At 66.1% G+C, this 14,873-nt stretch carries 12 protein-coding genes; 8 read left to right on the top strand and 4 right to left on the bottom strand.

Annotated elements, in window-relative coordinates:
* Positions 1-35: 35 nt before the first annotated feature.
* On the bottom strand, positions 36-1,484 hold the full coding sequence (locus tag VMD50_RS27115; RefSeq protein WP_325432599.1) for an FAD-binding oxidoreductase: 1,449 nt from the start codon (positions 1,482-1,484) through the stop codon (positions 36-38).
* Positions 1,485-1,708: 224 nt separating this feature from the next.
* On the opposite strand from VMD50_RS27115, the gene VMD50_RS27110 reads away from it, so the two are divergent.
* The 4 genes from VMD50_RS27110 to VMD50_RS27095 are packed head-to-tail and all read left to right on the top strand — an operon-like array spanning position 1,709 to position 5,995.
* Positions 1,709-2,572, top strand: coding sequence for an SDR family NAD(P)-dependent oxidoreductase (locus VMD50_RS27110; RefSeq protein WP_325432655.1), 864 nt, complete (start codon positions 1,709-1,711; stop codon positions 2,570-2,572).
* A 52-nt stretch (positions 2,573-2,624) separates the two neighbouring features.
* The gene (locus tag VMD50_RS27105) at positions 2,625-3,545 is read left to right on the top strand and encodes a ferritin-like domain-containing protein (protein ID WP_325432597.1); all 921 of its coding nucleotides are present in this window, start codon (positions 2,625-2,627) and stop codon (positions 3,543-3,545) included.
* On the top strand, positions 3,542-5,044 hold the full coding sequence (locus tag VMD50_RS27100) for a flavin-containing monooxygenase (RefSeq protein WP_325432595.1): 1,503 nt from the start codon (positions 3,542-3,544) through the stop codon (positions 5,042-5,044). The genes VMD50_RS27105 and VMD50_RS27100 overlap by 4 nt, the downstream gene beginning before the upstream one ends.
* A 12-nt stretch (positions 5,045-5,056) precedes the next feature.
* Complete coding sequence (locus tag VMD50_RS27095) at positions 5,057-5,995, top strand: MerR family transcriptional regulator (RefSeq protein WP_325432593.1); 939 nt, start codon at positions 5,057-5,059, stop codon at positions 5,993-5,995.
* 6 nt (positions 5,996-6,001) lie between these two features.
* On the opposite strand, the gene VMD50_RS27090 is transcribed toward VMD50_RS27095, so the two are convergent.
* Together VMD50_RS27090 and VMD50_RS27085 are read right to left on the bottom strand one after the other, a co-directional pair.
* Complete coding sequence (locus tag VMD50_RS27090) at positions 6,002-7,018, bottom strand: acyl-ACP desaturase (RefSeq protein ID WP_325432592.1); 1,017 nt, start codon at positions 7,016-7,018, stop codon at positions 6,002-6,004.
* A gap of 104 nt (positions 7,019-7,122) precedes the next feature.
* Complete coding sequence (locus tag VMD50_RS27085; protein WP_325432590.1) at positions 7,123-8,475, bottom strand: salicylate synthase; 1,353 nt, start codon at positions 8,473-8,475, stop codon at positions 7,123-7,125.
* A gap of 387 nt (positions 8,476-8,862) precedes the next feature.
* On the opposite strand from VMD50_RS27085, the gene VMD50_RS27080 reads away from it, so the two are divergent.
* Both VMD50_RS27080 and VMD50_RS27075 read left to right on the top strand, forming a co-directional pair.
* Entirely contained in the window at positions 8,863-10,098 is a 1,236-nt protein-coding gene (locus VMD50_RS27080) for a sodium-dependent bicarbonate transport family permease (protein WP_325432585.1), read from the top strand.
* A 242-nt stretch (positions 10,099-10,340) separates the two neighbouring features.
* Positions 10,341-11,585 (top strand): sodium-dependent bicarbonate transport family permease, encoded by a 1,245-nt coding sequence (locus tag VMD50_RS27075; RefSeq protein ID WP_325432582.1) that lies wholly within the window; start codon positions 10,341-10,343, stop codon positions 11,583-11,585.
* A 3-nt stretch (positions 11,586-11,588) separates the two neighbouring features.
* On the opposite strand, the gene hemW is transcribed toward VMD50_RS27075, so the two are convergent.
* Positions 11,589-12,761: a radical SAM family heme chaperone HemW gene (gene hemW, locus VMD50_RS27070; protein ID WP_325432580.1), complete on the bottom strand. Its 1,173-nt coding sequence runs from the start codon at positions 12,759-12,761 to the stop codon at positions 11,589-11,591.
* 222 nt (positions 12,762-12,983) lie between these two features.
* Between hemW and VMD50_RS29945 the strand changes: the two genes are divergently transcribed.
* Positions 12,984-13,082 (top strand): Ms4527A family Cys-rich leader peptide, encoded by a 99-nt coding sequence (locus tag VMD50_RS29945; protein WP_414686191.1) that lies wholly within the window; start codon positions 12,984-12,986, stop codon positions 13,080-13,082.
* 113 nt (positions 13,083-13,195) lie between these two features.
* A complete protein-coding gene (locus tag VMD50_RS27065; RefSeq protein ID WP_325432578.1) occupies positions 13,196-14,863 on the top strand; it encodes a nitrite/sulfite reductase in 1,668 nt (555 codons plus the stop codon).
* The last annotated feature ends 10 nt before the right edge of the window (positions 14,864-14,873 follow it).

Here is a 14,873-nt window from a genome sequence, read left to right as displayed (position 1 = left end):
ACACGCATCCGGCCGGTGCACCACCCGACGTGCGGCTAGAAGCTCAGCCCGGAGAACATCACCCGGCCCGGGTCGTACTTCTGCCGCACGGCGCTCAGCCGGGACAGATTCGGGCCGAAGTAGCGCGACGGCGGCTGGTTCGCCTCGATGTAGTTCACATAGCCGCCAACCGAATACGGTTGCACCGCTTGGTGTGCGGTGTTGAGCCAGTTGGTTGCCGCCGCCGGGTCACCGGTTTCGACGTACCACTGAACCAGCGAGGACTGCCGGCGCCAGGGGAAGGCCGTGGCCCCGGGCGCCACGGTCGCCAGCGCCCCGTCGAGGGCGTGCATGATCGCCAGCATGCGGCCCGCGCCGCGGGGGAAGGCATCGACCGCGGAGGCGATCCCCTGGGCCGCGGCCTGGGTGAGCGTGGTGAAGACGTCGGATCCGCCGACATACCCGAGCGGCGCCGGGTTGAGGTTCCCGACGGCCAGGTACCGCACCAGGTCCAGGTAGTTGAACGTGTGGTTGTCGGTCCCGGTCGGTTGCATCCCGACGGCCGACGCGATCGCGCTCGCCACGCTCCCACCCGACCCGGCCGGGCAGGTCGCCATGATCCGGCAGTGCGTGCCCATCGCGTCGACGGTGGCGTCGGCCAGTGCCCAGCTGTTGCGGTCGGCCGTGCGCAGCCAGCTCTGCCAGCCGAGCAAGACCTGCGCGAACGACTGCGGCGGGAAATTGACGTTCACGACGTCGACATCGGCGGTGGGGAACGTGGCGAAGGTCAGCGAGGTTGTCACGCCGAAATTGCCGCCGCCGCCGCCGCGCAGCGCCCAGAACAGGTCGGGATTGCTGGCGGCCGACGCGGTGACCGCCTGGCCGCCGGGCAGCACCACCGACGCCGACGTCAACTGGTCACACAGCAGGCCCGCGTGCCGGGATTGGGCGCCCAGCCCGCCGCCCAGGGCATGTCCCGCGGCGCCGACCGACGGGCACGTGCCCGTCGGGATGCCCCGGCCGGCCGCGGCCAGCGCCTGGTGCATCGCGTACAGACTGGTCGCGGGGGTCACCGTGACCTGCCCGGTGGCGGCGTCGTAATTGATTTCGCCGGGCAGCTGACGCAGGTCGAACACCATGGCGCCGTTGGCCGTGGACGCGCCGATGTAGGAATGGCCGCCGCTGCGCGGAGCGACCTTGAGGTTGTTGGCAGCGGCGAACGCCATCGCCTTTTGCACGTCCGCCGCCGATGTCGGGGTGACGATCGCCGCCGGCGCGGAGCCGTTGTAGTTGGTGTTGAAAACCTGCTTGGCCGGGCCGAATTGGGGGCTGGCCGGCAGTAGCACCTTCCCGCCGAGGGCCGTGGACAGGCCGTCCCAGCCGGACGCGGCCGGAGCGGCGGTGGCCCGGACGGAGCCGACTCGGCCCGATCCGAAAACGGCGCCCGCGGCCAACACCCCGGCGGCGCCCCGCAGGAACGCCTGGCGGGAGATCTCACGCGCCATCGTCGGGCTCCCGCGATTGCGTCATGCCCCGGATTGTCGGCCACGAAATGCGCGGTGGCGCACGACGTGTCGCGGGGTGGCCGAAACGTGTTCGAACCGTTACCCCGCCTGGCTCAACTGCGGCACGCGACACTCAGTCGTCCGAAACTGACATTGACTAATGTCACCATTTGCGATTGACTACGTTGCATGACGGACGGCGTTCCGGCGGCGGCAGGCTGATGATGCTCGGCCCGCTGGACAAGCTGCTGAAAAGGTCGAACACGACCAGCCACGGCGCGTCGGCGGTGGTGACCGGCGCCGGTAGCGGCATCGGAGCGGCGTTTGCTGTTGAACTCGGCCGCCGCGGCTGCGCGGTGGTCTGCGGCGACATCGACGAAGCCGCCGCCCGACGGATCGCCGCCGCGATCACCGAACGGGGCGCAAAGGCCACCGCGATCCGTTGCGACGTCTCGAGATTCGACGACGTAAGCGCGCTGGCCGAGCAGTCACAGGACTGGTTCACGGCGCCGCCCACGTTGGTCATCAACAACGCCGGCGTCGCTACCGGCGGCATGCCCATCGGCGAAGCGCCACTGGACGATTGGGTTTGGACCCTGGGCGTCGACCTGTGGGGCCCCATTCACGGCTGCCACGTGTTCACCCCGATCCTGCGTGACGCGGGCCCGTCGCACGCGCCGAGGGGCATCATCAACGTCGCTTCCGGCGCGGCGTTCAGTTCGCTTCCCGGCATGGCCGCGTACAACGTCAGCAAGTCCGGCGTGCTCTCGCTATCGGAAACCCTCGCGGCCGAATTATCCGGCAGCGGGGTCAAAGTCACCGTGCTCTGCCCGAGCTTCGTCAAGACGAACATCGTCGAATCCGGCCATATCAGCGAGGAGGCCCGGGAAAGGGCGGCCAAGTTGATGCGCTGGACGGGATTCTCCGCCGAAAAGGTCGCGCGGCTGTGCCTGGACGCACACGATCGCGGCGAGCTCTACTGCATGCCGCAGCTCGACGCCAAGGTCATTTGGAGCGCCAAACGGCTGGCACCGCAGGCATACACGCGTGCGACCGGCCTGATATCGCGGGTGGCGGCCAACCTCTGATTCCCGTAACGCCGTAACACGCGTTGAACCGGCTGAGCGGAAGGAGCGCTTGATGGCCATCGACATGGAATCGATGCTCGCCAAGATCAAGGATCGTCAGTGGGCCCTCGCCGACATCGATTGGGACGCGCCGGGTGCCGAGAGCATTCGCCCCGAGTTCCGGCCGAAACTCAAGGCGTTCATGGCCGACCTGTGCTGGATCGAAAACGTGGGAGCCCGCGGCTTTGCCGCGCTGGCCAAAAAGGCGCCCAACCCGACGGTGGCGGAGATCTATCGGTATTTCCACGCCGAGGAACAACGCCACGCCAACGCCGAGATGGCGCTGATGAAGCGCTGGGGCATGCTCGATGACGACGAAGTCCCCAGGCCGAACGTCAACATCCGGTTGGCGATCGAGTGGCTGGACACCTACGCCGACGACATGCCGCTGTCGGTGCTGGGCACCGTCATCCCGATGCTGGAGGTCGCCCTCGACGGCGCGCTGCTGAAGTTCCTGCTGGACACCGTGGAAGACCCGGTGTGCCACCAGGTGTTCGAGAAGATCAACAATGACGAATCACGGCACATCGCGGTCGATTTCGAGGTGCTCGACATGATCGGCTACGCCAACGCGCGTCGCCTGGCCATCGAATTCGTCGGCACCGTCGCCTCGCCGGGTGTCATCATCGGGACGCTCATGTACATCCCGCTGCTCAATCGGGTGCGCAATGAGCTGGCCGGGATGGGCATGGAGCCCGAGCGACTCTACAACGCGGTCAAGCGTTTCAGGCAACTCGGCGAGCGGGGAGAGTGGACCTGGCGGGTGCCCGCGTATCAACTGCTCAAACGACACGCCGCCATGGTGGTCAACCCCGATCACCCCTATCACCTGCTGGCCAACTCCATGGTGTGGCTGTCGGATCGGTACCCCAAACCACTGCTGCGACCGGTGCCCAGCTGGTTCAGGGAACTCACCTACAAACCCGCAGCATGACCATGGCAGGCGACCACACGTATGCGGCGCTGATCGTCGGAGCGGGCTTCACCGGGCTCGGCGCGGCAATCCGCCTGGGCGACGCCGGGGTCGACGACATCGTGCTGCTGGAGCGCGCGGACCGGCTCGGTGGAACCTGGCGCGACACCACGTATCCGGGCGCCAGCTGCGACGTCCCTTCCTTGCTGTACTCATACTCATTCGTCAAGAACCCGGCCTGGTCGCGAACGTACTCGCCGGCCCCGGAGATCTGCGGTCATCTCGAGGACATGGCGACCCGGTTCGGCGTCCGCCGTCACATCAGGTTCAGCCACGAAGTCAGCGAGTTGACCTTCAACGCGGTCGCCGGCGTCTGGACGGCAAAAACGATGAATGGCAAGAACTTCCGCGCCCGCACCGTGGTGCTGGCTTCCGGTCCGCTGTCCGACGTCACCTTCCCCGACCTCCGGGGCTTGGACAGCTACGGCGGACACACGATCCACAGCGCACGCTGGGACCACGACTACGACTTCACCGGCAAGCGGGTCGCCGTCATCGGCACCGGCGCCAGCGCCATCCAGATCGTCCCCCAATTGGTGAAGCGGGCCGAGTTCGTCAAGGTCTTCCAGCGCACCCCATGCTGGGTGCTGCCGCGTCTGGATTTCGCTACCCCACCGGCCGTGCAAGCCCTGTTCGCGAAAGTTCCCGCCACCCAACAGCTTGCGCGGCAGGCGCTGTTCTGGGGCCACGAGGCCAGCGCCACGGCTTTGGTCTGGAACACCCCCCTGACGTCGCTGGTCGCCCGGCTGGGCCGGGCGCACCTGCGCCGACAGGTCAAAGACCCGTGGCTGCGCCGCCAGCTGACCCCGGACTTCGCCCCCGGCTGCAAACGCATGCTGATATCCAGCGATTACTACACCGCGCTACAGCGCGACAACTGCAAGCTGATCGACTGGCCGATCGCGACGCTCAGCCCGGTCGGCATTCGCACCAGCGACGGGATCGAACACCATCTCGACTGCATCGTTTTCGCCACCGGATACGACGTCCACCTGACCGGGCCGCCGTTTCCGGTCACCGGCATCGGCGGTCGGTCGCTGGCCACCGAATGGGCGGACGGCGCGCACGCGTACAAGAGCATCAACGCGCACGGATACCCGAACCTGTTCATCATGACCGGACCCAATTCCGGGCCCGGCCACAATTCCCTGCTCGTCTACATCGAGGGTCAGCTCGATTACGCGGTCCGAGGCATCACCACCATCCTCGACAATGACCTGCGCTATCTCGATGTGCGCGAAGATGTCCAGCGCCGCTACAACCAGCACATCCAGCGCCGGCTCACCAAGACGACCTGGATGTCGGGTTGCCGCAGTTGGTATCTCACCAAGGATGGGTACAACGGGTCCATGTACCCCGGGTTCGCGACGCAGTATCTTCGCCAGATGAGGGATTTCCGGTATGAGGACTACCAGGCGGTGGCGCACGACGCCCGGGCGCATGCGACGTCGTCCGCCTGACACCGCACTGACATGACACCGGACCGACCGTCGCGACCCGAACCCGGCACGATCGCCGGCGTGCTGCATAACGTGCGGCGCGCACCCCAGCGGGTTCGGCGCCAATCGCGCGAATACCGGCAGCTGATCGAGACCGCGGTGTCGCAGCTTTTCGACGCGGCGGTCCGCCACCCTCACGGCATTACGGCATCCGGTGAGTACCGGATCGAGGACCTGGCCAGGCTGGCCGGCACCACCACCCGCAACATCCGGGTCTACCGCGACCGCGGGTTGCTGCCTCCCCCGTTGCGCGTGGGCCGCATCGCCTTGTTCAACGACACCCACCTGACCCGGCTGCGACTGATCACGTCGATGCTCGACCGCGGATACAACATCGCGCACGTGCGAGAAATGCTGAGCGCGTGGGAGGAGGGCAAGGACCTCGGCGACGTGCTGGGTTTGGAGACGGCCATCGTCGGCGCCTGGACCACCGAAAAGCCGGAAACGATGCCGCTCGCCGACGCCAAGCGGCTCGTCGACGACCCGCGCGCATTCGATCGGTTGGTCGCGCTCCAGGTGATCCGCGTCGACGGTGCGCGGGCGACCGTCACCCGGCCGAAACTCATCGAGGCGTTCAACGAAATCCGTGGCTACGGAGTGCAATTGGACAAGCTGATCGACCTGCACGAGCACATCGTGCCCGAGATCGACAAGATCAGCGACATGCTGGTGCGCGCGGGAGCCGAACACGTCATGGACCGCATCAAGCCGGGGCAGGCGCTGCCCCCGGACGCCGAGATCGCCGAGCTGATCACCATGCTGGTGCGGTTCCGCACCCAAGCCGTGGCAACGGTCACCGCCACCCTGGCGTCGTCGATCGAATCGAACATCGAGTCACTCGTGAGCCGCATACTCGCCGACTACCTCGAGCAGTCCGGCGAAAGCGAGCACCATCTGCGACAGGTGAAGTGAGCGAGCCTACCTTCCGCTGAGCGTAAGCGTGCCTTCGGTTTTGAGCACCCTGCTGGCGGTGATCCGCTCGGCCTTGCGGGCCTCCCGTTCGAGGTAGCGCTGCTTGGATTCGTCGAATTTGTCGCCGGCCATTTCGAGTTCCTTGATCAGCACGCCGAGGTCGTCGCGCATTTGGGCGGCCTCGCCGGTGAAGTCCTCGCGTTCGAAGATGCGCCACTTCTTCAGCACCGGCATCACGACCTCGTCGAGATGGATGCGCGGGTCATAGACGCCGCCGACCGCGATGATCACGGCCTTGCGCCGAAACTCCGGCACCGTGAAGCCGGGCATCTTGAAGTTGCGCAGGATGCGGTGCACCGATTTCATCGCCTGGTTGGGCGCGATGTCGAGGCCGGCGGCGCTGACGTCCCGGTAGAAGATCATGTGCAGGTTCTCGTCGTGCGAGACCCTCGCCATCAACTGTTCCGCAATGCTGTCGTCGGCGGCCTTGCCGGTGTTGCGGTGCGCGACGCGGGTGGCCAGCTCCTGAAACGACACGTACATGACCGAGTCGAACAGGCTGTCAGCGAACATGTCACCCTGGTGGTTCTGACCCGGGCTGAACCCTCGCGTCATTTGCTCCATCCGCAGCTTCTCCAGCTCGACCGGGTCGACCGCCCGGGTGACCACCAGGTAGTCACGCAGCGCCGTGCTGTGCCTGTTCTCCTCGGCGGTCCACCGGTTCACCCACTGGCCCCACGGGCCGTCCATGGTGAAGTTCATCGCGATCTCGCGGTGGTACGACGGCAAGTTGTCCTCGGTCAGCAGGTTTTGCACCATCGCAACTTGTGCCACATCCGACAGCCGGCTCTGTCCGGGCTCCCAATCCTGGCCGTCGAGGGCGTAGAAGTTCTTGCCGTCCGACCATGGGATGTAGTCGTGCGGGTTCCATTCCTTGAACAGTGAGAGATGGCGGTTGAGCAATTGCTCGACCACCGGCTCGAGTTCGCGAAGTAGCTGCAGGTTCGTCAAGCCCTCTGACACGTGGTCCTCCCAGTTATGTGTGTCGATGAGTACCTGTTTCAGGCAGTTACATCAAGATGACACGCCGGGAACCGGTCGACTAGGGCCAAAAGTCCCTACGGGCGCTACTGCCGCGCGATCAGGTACGGCGCGAGGGTGGACAGCTTTTCGCAGGTCTCCTCGAATTCGCGCTCGGGTTCGGACTCTTCGATGATCCCGGCGCCGGCCCGCAACCACGTCTTCCCGTCGCATTCGTAGGCCGCCCGCAGCGTCAGCGCCGCGTCCAGCCCGCCGTCCGCCGATACCATCACGACCGCGCCGGAATACGGCCCGCGCGGGCCGTCGTCGAGGCGCAGGATGGCCGCGACGGCGGCCGCCTTCGGGATGCCCGACGCCGTGACCGCCGGAAAAAGCGCCTCCAGCACGTCCATCCGGTCGCTCGACGCGTCCAGCCGCGCGCTGACCGTGGAACCCAGGTGCTGCACGCTCCCCCGCTCCCGCACCGTCATGAAGTCGGTGACCACCGCGGTTCCCGGTTCGGCGATCTCGATCATCTCCTGCAACGAGCTGCGCACCGAAATGGCGTGCTCGACAATCTCTTTGGAGTTCGATTCCAGGTCGTCGCGAGCCTGGCGATCGCGCGCCGCGCCGCGGCCGAGCGCGCGCGTGCCGGCCAGCGGCTCGGTCACCACGGCGCCATCGCGGTCGACGGCCGCGACAAGTTCGGGGCTGTAGCCGACGGCGCGAATCCCGCCGAGCCGCAACAAGAATGACCGCACCGGGGTGTTGTGCCGCCGGCCCAGGCGGTAGGTGGACGGGAAGTCAAGCGCGAAAGGGACTTCCACGCAACGGGACAGGATCACCTTGCGGTAGTCGCCCCGGGCGATCTCGCGGACAGCCGCGGCCACCCGATCGCGGTAGCCGGACGGGTCGGCGGTCACATCGACCGCGCGGGGGTGGGGTACGCCGCCCAGACCGTCGCCCAACAATCCGTGCACGGCCTCGATCTGGCCGGCTTCGGCGCCGTAAAGGCAAACTTCCTCCGCGGTCACCACGATGCGGGTGCGGGGCCAGAACACCCGCGCCAACGGCGTTCGCGGCGCCAGCGGCTCCTGCAGCCCGTGGCGGTGGAGGCCGAATTCGAAGGTGACCCAGCCGAAGAGCAGGTCGGTTTCGAGCAGCAGCCGGTCGATGGCTTCGCCCAGGACCGAGCCGGGGCGCCCGGACCATTGCTGGCGCCGGGTGGCGCCGTCGCGGATCACCCGGAGTTCGTCGCTGTCCAGCTCGACCATCGCCCGCACACCGCTGGCCAGCACCCATTGCCCGTCGCGCTCGTAGAGCAGGTACTCCTCGCCGAACCGCTCGGGCAGCGCGGCGGCCAGCTCGGCCGCCAGGTCGGCGGGGTGCACGTCGGGGGGCACGGGAATCGGCGGTGACGCGGAGCCGGCGGAACTCGTCTCGACGCTGACCTCGGTCACGGTTAGTAAATGTAGCCTAACCTATCTAAATCCGCACAAGCCCTTCCTCAGGGGCGCCGGAAGCCACGGGGCGGCAGTCGCTTTCTCGGCGCCGGCTTCCTCGAGCGGATCCAGGGCACGCCGCTCCCTACAGCAAATCCCCAGAAAAGTCACAGAGGATTCACGTCAAGCGCCGCATACGCCCCTCGACCAGCGACGCTGTGACCACCGGCTTTGGGAAACTCAGCTATTGCAATAAGGCTGTGTAAAACTTTCGCACTTCGAGCTGTGTCCGAGTGGCGGACCCCTATCGGCGGGGCTAAATTTTGCACCGGTTTCGGGATGTCGTGGTTGCCCCGGTCGTGAACGGTGCTTCCCCCAATCACTGCTTCAAAAAGAGAGGCACCCATGCTGCAAGAGTTCTGGCATAACTTCACCCACAATCTGTTCAAGCCACTTCTGCTGTTCTTCTACTTCGGGTTCCTGATCCCCATCCTGAAGGTGCGCTTCGAGTTCCCGTACGTGATCTATCAGGGCCTGACGATGTACCTGCTGCTGGCCATCGGCTGGCACGGTGGCGAAGAACTCGCCAAGATCAACGCCTCCAGCATCGCGGTCATCGTCGGATTCATGGTGCTGGGCTTCCTGCTGAACTTCCTGATCGGGGCCATCGCCTACGTGCTGATGGGTTGGCTGACGTCCCTGAGAAAGGTCGACCGAGCAACGGTCGCGGGTTATTACGGATCGGACTCGGCCGGCACGTTCGCCACCTGCGTGGCCGTCCTGGCCGCCGTCGGCATCTCGTTCAACCCGTACATGCCCGTGATGCTGGCCGTCATGGAGATTCCCGGCTGCCTGGTGGCGCTCTACTTCGTGGCGCTGCTGCGCCACCGCAACATGGACGCGGCGGGCAACATGCCCGACGAGCCCGGCTACACGCCACCGGTCAAGGTCGGAATCGGCCCCGGCACGGCGGCAAAACCCCCGCACGGCCAGAGCCTGGAGGCCGAGCACGAGCGGGGAGTCGAGCAGGAGCTGGAGCTCGCGATGGAGAAGTTGGAGCATCCGAACTGGGAGCCCGACCAGAGCCCACCCATCGGCAAGGCCAAGAGGATGCCGATGTTCTCTCGTGAGCTCCTGCAGGAAGTGTTCCTCAACCCCGGACTGGTCCTTCTCTTCGGCGGCATCATGATCGGCCTCATCAGTGGGCTGCAGGGACAGAAGGTCGTGGCAGACGACGACAAGTTCTTCGTGCTGGCATTCCAGGGTGTGCTGTGCCTCTTCCTGCTCGAGATGGGCATGACGGCCTCGCGGAAACTGAGAGACCTTCGGTCGGCGGGTCCCGGTTTCATCTTCTTCGGTTTGCTGGCGCCGAATATCTTCGCGCCGCTCGGAATCCTGGTCGCCCACATCTACGCGTCCGCCACCCACGCCGATTTCAAGCCGGGCACCTATGTGCTGTTCGCCGTGCTCTGCGGGGCGGCGTCATACATCGCCGTTCCGGCGGTCCAGCGGCTGGCCATCCCCGAGGCGAGTCCAACCCTGCCCCTCGCCGCGTCACTGGGTTTGACGTTCTCGTACAACGTCACCATCGGGATCCCGCTGTATATCGAGATCAACCGCCTCGTCGCGCACTGGTTCTAGCGCCCGCGGCCCGCGGCCGATCACCGTGACGCGCGCGCCTCTTCACGGTGATCGGCCACAGCGATTCGGACTTCGCGACGGTGTCGGCGCGTGCGAACCACCGTTGTTAATTGTTCGTAAAGACGGGATGACTCCGTTGACTCGGGCCGCGTGAGTCCTCAATGTTCTATTGATGTTCTGGGACGCCCCGCGTCAGTTGCTGGTTCCCGCATCACCGGACTGAGTCGCACGGAGGCGCCAAAATGCTGCAGGAGTTCTGGCAGAACTTCACGCACAATCTTTTCAAGCCGTTGCTGCTCTTCTTCTATTTCGGGTTCCTGATCCCAATCCTCAAGGTGCGGTTTGAGTTCCCGTACGTGATCTATCAGGGCCTGACCATGTACCTGTTGGTGTCGATCGGCTGGCAGGGGGGCGAAGAGCTCGCCAAGGTCCAGCCGGCCGACATCGACAACATCGCCGGCTTCGCCGTCATGGGCTTCGTCCTGAACTTCGTGATCGGATGCTTGGCCTATGTGCTGCTGAAGTACATGACCACCATGCGGCGAGTCGACCGAGCGACGGTCGCCGGGTACTACGGGTCGGACTCGGCGGGAACCTTCGCAACCTGCGTGGCCGTCCTGACGGGTGTGGGCATGGCCTTCAACGCCTACATGCCCGTCTTGCTGGCCGTCATGGAGATTCCCGGCTGCCTGGTGGCCCTTTACCTGGTGGTGCGGCTGCGCCATCGAGGTCTGACCGAAGCGGGCTACATGCCGGGCGAGCCCGGCTACATCCCGCCGGTCAAGGTCGCGGGCGGTCCCGGCACCGCTACCCTCCCCCGGCACGGCCGGAGTCTCGAGAGCGAGCACGAACGCGGCGTCGAGCAGGAGCTCGAATTCTCGATGGAGAAGCTGGAACATCCGGACTGGGAGCCCGACCAAATCCCACCCCGCGGGAGGGCCAAGAGAATGCCCGTGTTCTCCCGCGAGATTTTTCAGGAAGTGTTCCTCAACCCCGGGCTCATTCTCCTGATCGGCGGCATCGTCATCGGCTTCATCAGTGCGCTGCAGGGGCAGAAGGTCGTTCACGACCAGAACGAGCTCTTCGTTGCGGCGTTTCAGGGTGTGCTCTGCCTGTTCTTGCTGGAGATGGGCATGACGGCGTCGCGAAAGTTGCACGACCTCAAGCTCGCCGGGCGCGGCTTCGTCCTCTTCGGTCTGCTGGCGCCCAATGTGTTTGCGGCGCTCGGGATCCTGGCCGCCTACACCTACGCGGACCTGACCCACACCCACTTCCAGCCGGGCACCTACGTGCTGTTCGCGGTGCTGTGCGGCGCGGCGTCCTACATCACGGTCCCGGCGGTGCAGCGGCTGGCGATCCCCGAGGCCAGCCCGACGCTTCCGCTGGCCGCAGCACTGGGTTTGACCTTCTCCTATCAAGTCACCATCGGGATCCCGCTCTACATCGAGTTCAATCGCGTAGCCGCGCACTGGTTCCCGGGCGTTTAACGCCTACCCCAACAGCGTGCGCACCACCCCGTCGGCCAGCAGCCGGCCACGCGGGGTGAGCACCAGCCGCTCACCGTCGGACACCAGCAACCCGTCGGCCACCACGGTGTCGGCGCGTTGACGTTCGGCGGCTCCCAGCCGGTCCAACGGAAGCCCTTGTCGCAGACGGGTTTTCAATAAGACTTCCTCGGTGTGCATCGCGTCGCTGTCCAGTTGCTCGAAACCCGAAACCGGAAGCGTGCCGCCGGCCAGCATCTCGGCATAGGCGTTGGGGTGCTTGACGTTCCACCAGCGCGTCGCCCCGACGTAGCCGTGGGCGCCCGGCCCCGCGCCCCACCACTGGCCGCCGTTCCAGTAGCCGAGGTTGTGCCGGCACTCACCGCCCGGCCGGCACCAGTTGGACACCTCGTACCAGCCCATCCCGGCCGCGGACAGCCGCGCGTCGACCAGCTCGTAGCGGTGCGCCAGCACGTCGTCGTCGGGAGCTGCCAGCTCCCCGCGCCGAACCCGCCGGGCCAGCGCGGTGCCCTCCTCCACCACCAGGGCATACGCCGACACATGGTCGACGCCGGTGTCGACCGCGGTGTCGACGGAGCGCAGCAGGTCGTCGTCGGACTCCCCCGGCGTGCCGTAGATCAGATCGAGGCTGACGTGTTCGAAGCCCTCGGCCAACGCCTCGCGGGCCGCGGCCGCCGACCGGTTCGGCGTGTGTATCCGGTCGAGGACCCCGAGCACGCGCGGCGACACCGACTGCATGCCCAGCGACACCCGGGTATAGCCGGCGGCGCGGGTCGCCGCGAAGAAGTCCGGCCAGGCCGATTCGGGATTGGCCTCGGTGGTGATTTCGGCGTCGGGCGCCAGGGCGAACTGGTCGCGCACCATGCCCAGCAGCCTGGCCAGGCGCTCGCCACCGAGCAGCGACGGCGTCCCTCCCCCGACGAACACCGTGCTCACGGTCGGTCCGTCCAACCGGGCGGCCGCCAACTCCAGTTCGGTCCCCAGCGCGTTCAGCCAGGCGTCCGGGTTGACGCCGCCGAGTTCGGCCGGGGTGTAGGTGTTGAAGTCGCAGTATCCGCAACGTATGAAGCAGAACGGGACGTGGATATAGAGCCCGAACGGCTGCCCGGGACTCGGCTGCAGGGCGGGCAGGTCGCCCGGGGCCTCGCGAAGTGGCATGCCAAATCCTCCCATGGCGGCCGGCTCGGGCCGTGCGACGTCCCCGTCGGCGAGCGCATCGACGCAGGTAACGCGGTCCAAGCGAGCCCTGGATCGAGTCGAGCCGTTTTCTCAGGCGATTGTTGGCTCCGTTTGCCCGACCATCCAGGGTCGCTGCCTAGTTTGGGTCAACGTGAGGAAAAATATGACCTGATCGCAACCCCCGTCGCGGTCCATGGCAGAATGGCAGCCGTGACCGCCAACCGCAGCTTGCACATCGCCCTCGTGGCGCGGCGGCACATCGATCTCAAGCGCGTCTGCAGCTGTTGCTGTCTGTCTTGATCTCGTAGACCCGCCCTCCTGTACTTCCAGCTGGCTGCCGGATCTGCGCCGCCGAAATAAACCGGTGAATTGCGCTGTCTTACGCCTTGACATCCGTGAAGGAGAACCCCGGAATGACAACAGCCCCTCCCGCAAAGTCTCGCAACGAGGGCCAGTGGGCGCTGGGAAATCGCGAGGCGCTCAACCCCAACGAAGAGATGAAGCAGGCCGGCGCCCCGCTCGAGGTCCGGGACCGTATCGAAAACGTCTATGCCCAGGGCGGATTCGACAGCATCGACAAGAGCGACCTGCGTGGCCGCTTCCGGTGGTGGGGCCTGTACACCCAGCGCGAACAGGGTTACGACGGGTCGTTCACCGGCGACGAGAACGCCGATTTGCTCGAAGCCAAGTACTTCATGATGCGCGTGCGCTGCGACGGCGGCGCGCTGTCGACCGCCGCGCTGCGCACGTTGGGCGCGATTTCAACCGAATTCGGCCGGGACACCGCCGACATCTCCGACCGGCAGAACGTGCAGATGCACTGGATCGAGGTGGAGAACGTCCCAGAAATCTGGCGGCGACTGGACGAGGTCGGCCTGCAGACCGCCGAGGCCTGCGGCGACTGCCCGCGTGTGATCCTGGGCTCACCCCTGGCGGGCGAGTCCCTCGACGAGGTGATCGACCCCACCTGGGCGCTCGAGGAGATCGTGCGTCGCTACATCGGCAAGCCAGACTTTGCCGACCTGCCCCGCAAGTACAAGACCGCCATCTCGGGCCTGCAGGATGTGGCGCACGAGATCAACGACATCGCCTTTATCGGGGTCGACCATCCCGAGCACGGTCCCGGGTTGGACCTCTGGGTGGGCGGCGGCCTGTCCACCAACCCGATGCTTGCCCAACGCGTCGGCGCCTGGGTGCCCCTGGACGAGGTGCCCGAGGTGTGGGCCGCGGTGACCTCGATCTTTCGCGACTACGGCTATCGGCGCCTGCGATCGAAGGCGCGGCTGAAGTTTCTGATCAAAGACTGGGGCATAGAAAAGTTCAGGGAAATTCTCGAACAGGAATACCTCAAGCGCCCGTTGATCGATGGGCCGGCCCCCGAGCCGGTCAAGCATCCGATCGATCACGTCGGGGTGCAGCGGCTGAAGAACGGGCTCAACGCCGTCGGGGTCGCCCCGATCGCCGGGCGGGTGTCCGGCACCATCCTGTCGACGGTGGCCGACCTGGCCGAGCAGGCCGGTTCAAACCGAATCCGGTTCACGCCCTACCAGAAGCTGATCATCCTCGACGTGCCCGACGACAGGCTCGAGGGCCTGATCACCGGTGTGGAGGCGCTCGGCCTACAGGCGCGCCCGTCGCAGTGGCGCCGAAACCTCATGGCCTGCACCGGGATCGAGTTCTGTAAGTTGTCTTTCGCCGAAACACGGGGCAGGGCACAGGAGTTGGTGCCCGAGCTGGAGCGCCGGCTCGACGACCTCAACTCCCGGCTGGACGTGCCGATCACGGTCAACATCAACGGCTGCCCCAACTCGTGTGCGCGAATTCAGGTCGCCGACATCGGGTTCAAGGGCCAGATGGTCGACGACGGTCACGGCGGCTCGGTCGAGGGCTTCCAGGTGCATCTCGGCGGCAGCCTCGGCCTGGACAGCGGTTTCGGCCGAAAGCTGCGCCAACACAAGGTCACCAGCGACGAGCTGGGCGACTACATCGATCGGGTGGTACGGAACTTCATCAAGCACCGGAGCGACGGCGAACGATTCGCCCAGTGGGTCGTTCGCGCCGAGGAAGGCGACTTGCGATGACGGTGGAAGC

Source organism: Mycobacterium sp. (assembly GCF_035506235.1).
GTDB lineage: Bacteria > Actinomycetota > Actinomycetes > Mycobacteriales > Mycobacteriaceae > Mycobacterium.
The sequence above is the reverse complement of the archived record's forward strand: the minus strand, read 5'-3'. Positions and strand labels throughout refer to the sequence as shown.

Bases quoted from the DNA above. Each gene is read 5' to 3' on its own strand.
- VMD50_RS27065 (WP_325432578.1), top strand. From the start codon at position 13,196: ATGACAACAGCCCCTCCCGCAAAGTCTCGCAACGAGGGCCAGTGGGCG.
- VMD50_RS27100 (WP_325432595.1), top strand. From the start codon at position 3,542: ATGACCATGGCAGGCGACCACACGTATGCGGCGCTGATCGTCGGAGCG.
- VMD50_RS27075 (WP_325432582.1), top strand. From the start codon at position 10,341: ATGCTGCAGGAGTTCTGGCAGAACTTCACGCACAATCTTTTCAAGCCG.
- VMD50_RS27115 (WP_325432599.1), bottom strand. From the start codon at position 1,484: ATGGCGCGTGAGATCTCCCGCCAGGCGTTCCTGCGGGGCGCCGCCGGG.
- VMD50_RS27110 (WP_325432655.1), top strand. From the start codon at position 1,709: ATGCTCGGCCCGCTGGACAAGCTGCTGAAAAGGTCGAACACGACCAGC.
- hemW (WP_325432580.1), bottom strand. From the start codon at position 12,761: ATGCCACTTCGCGAGGCCCCGGGCGACCTGCCCGCCCTGCAGCCGAGT.
- VMD50_RS27105 (WP_325432597.1), top strand. From the start codon at position 2,625: ATGGCCATCGACATGGAATCGATGCTCGCCAAGATCAAGGATCGTCAG.
- VMD50_RS29945 (WP_414686191.1), top strand. From the start codon at position 12,984: ATGGCAGCCGTGACCGCCAACCGCAGCTTGCACATCGCCCTCGTGGCG.
- VMD50_RS27095 (WP_325432593.1), top strand. From the start codon at position 5,057: ATGACACCGGACCGACCGTCGCGACCCGAACCCGGCACGATCGCCGGC.
- VMD50_RS27080 (WP_325432585.1), top strand. From the start codon at position 8,863: ATGCTGCAAGAGTTCTGGCATAACTTCACCCACAATCTGTTCAAGCCA.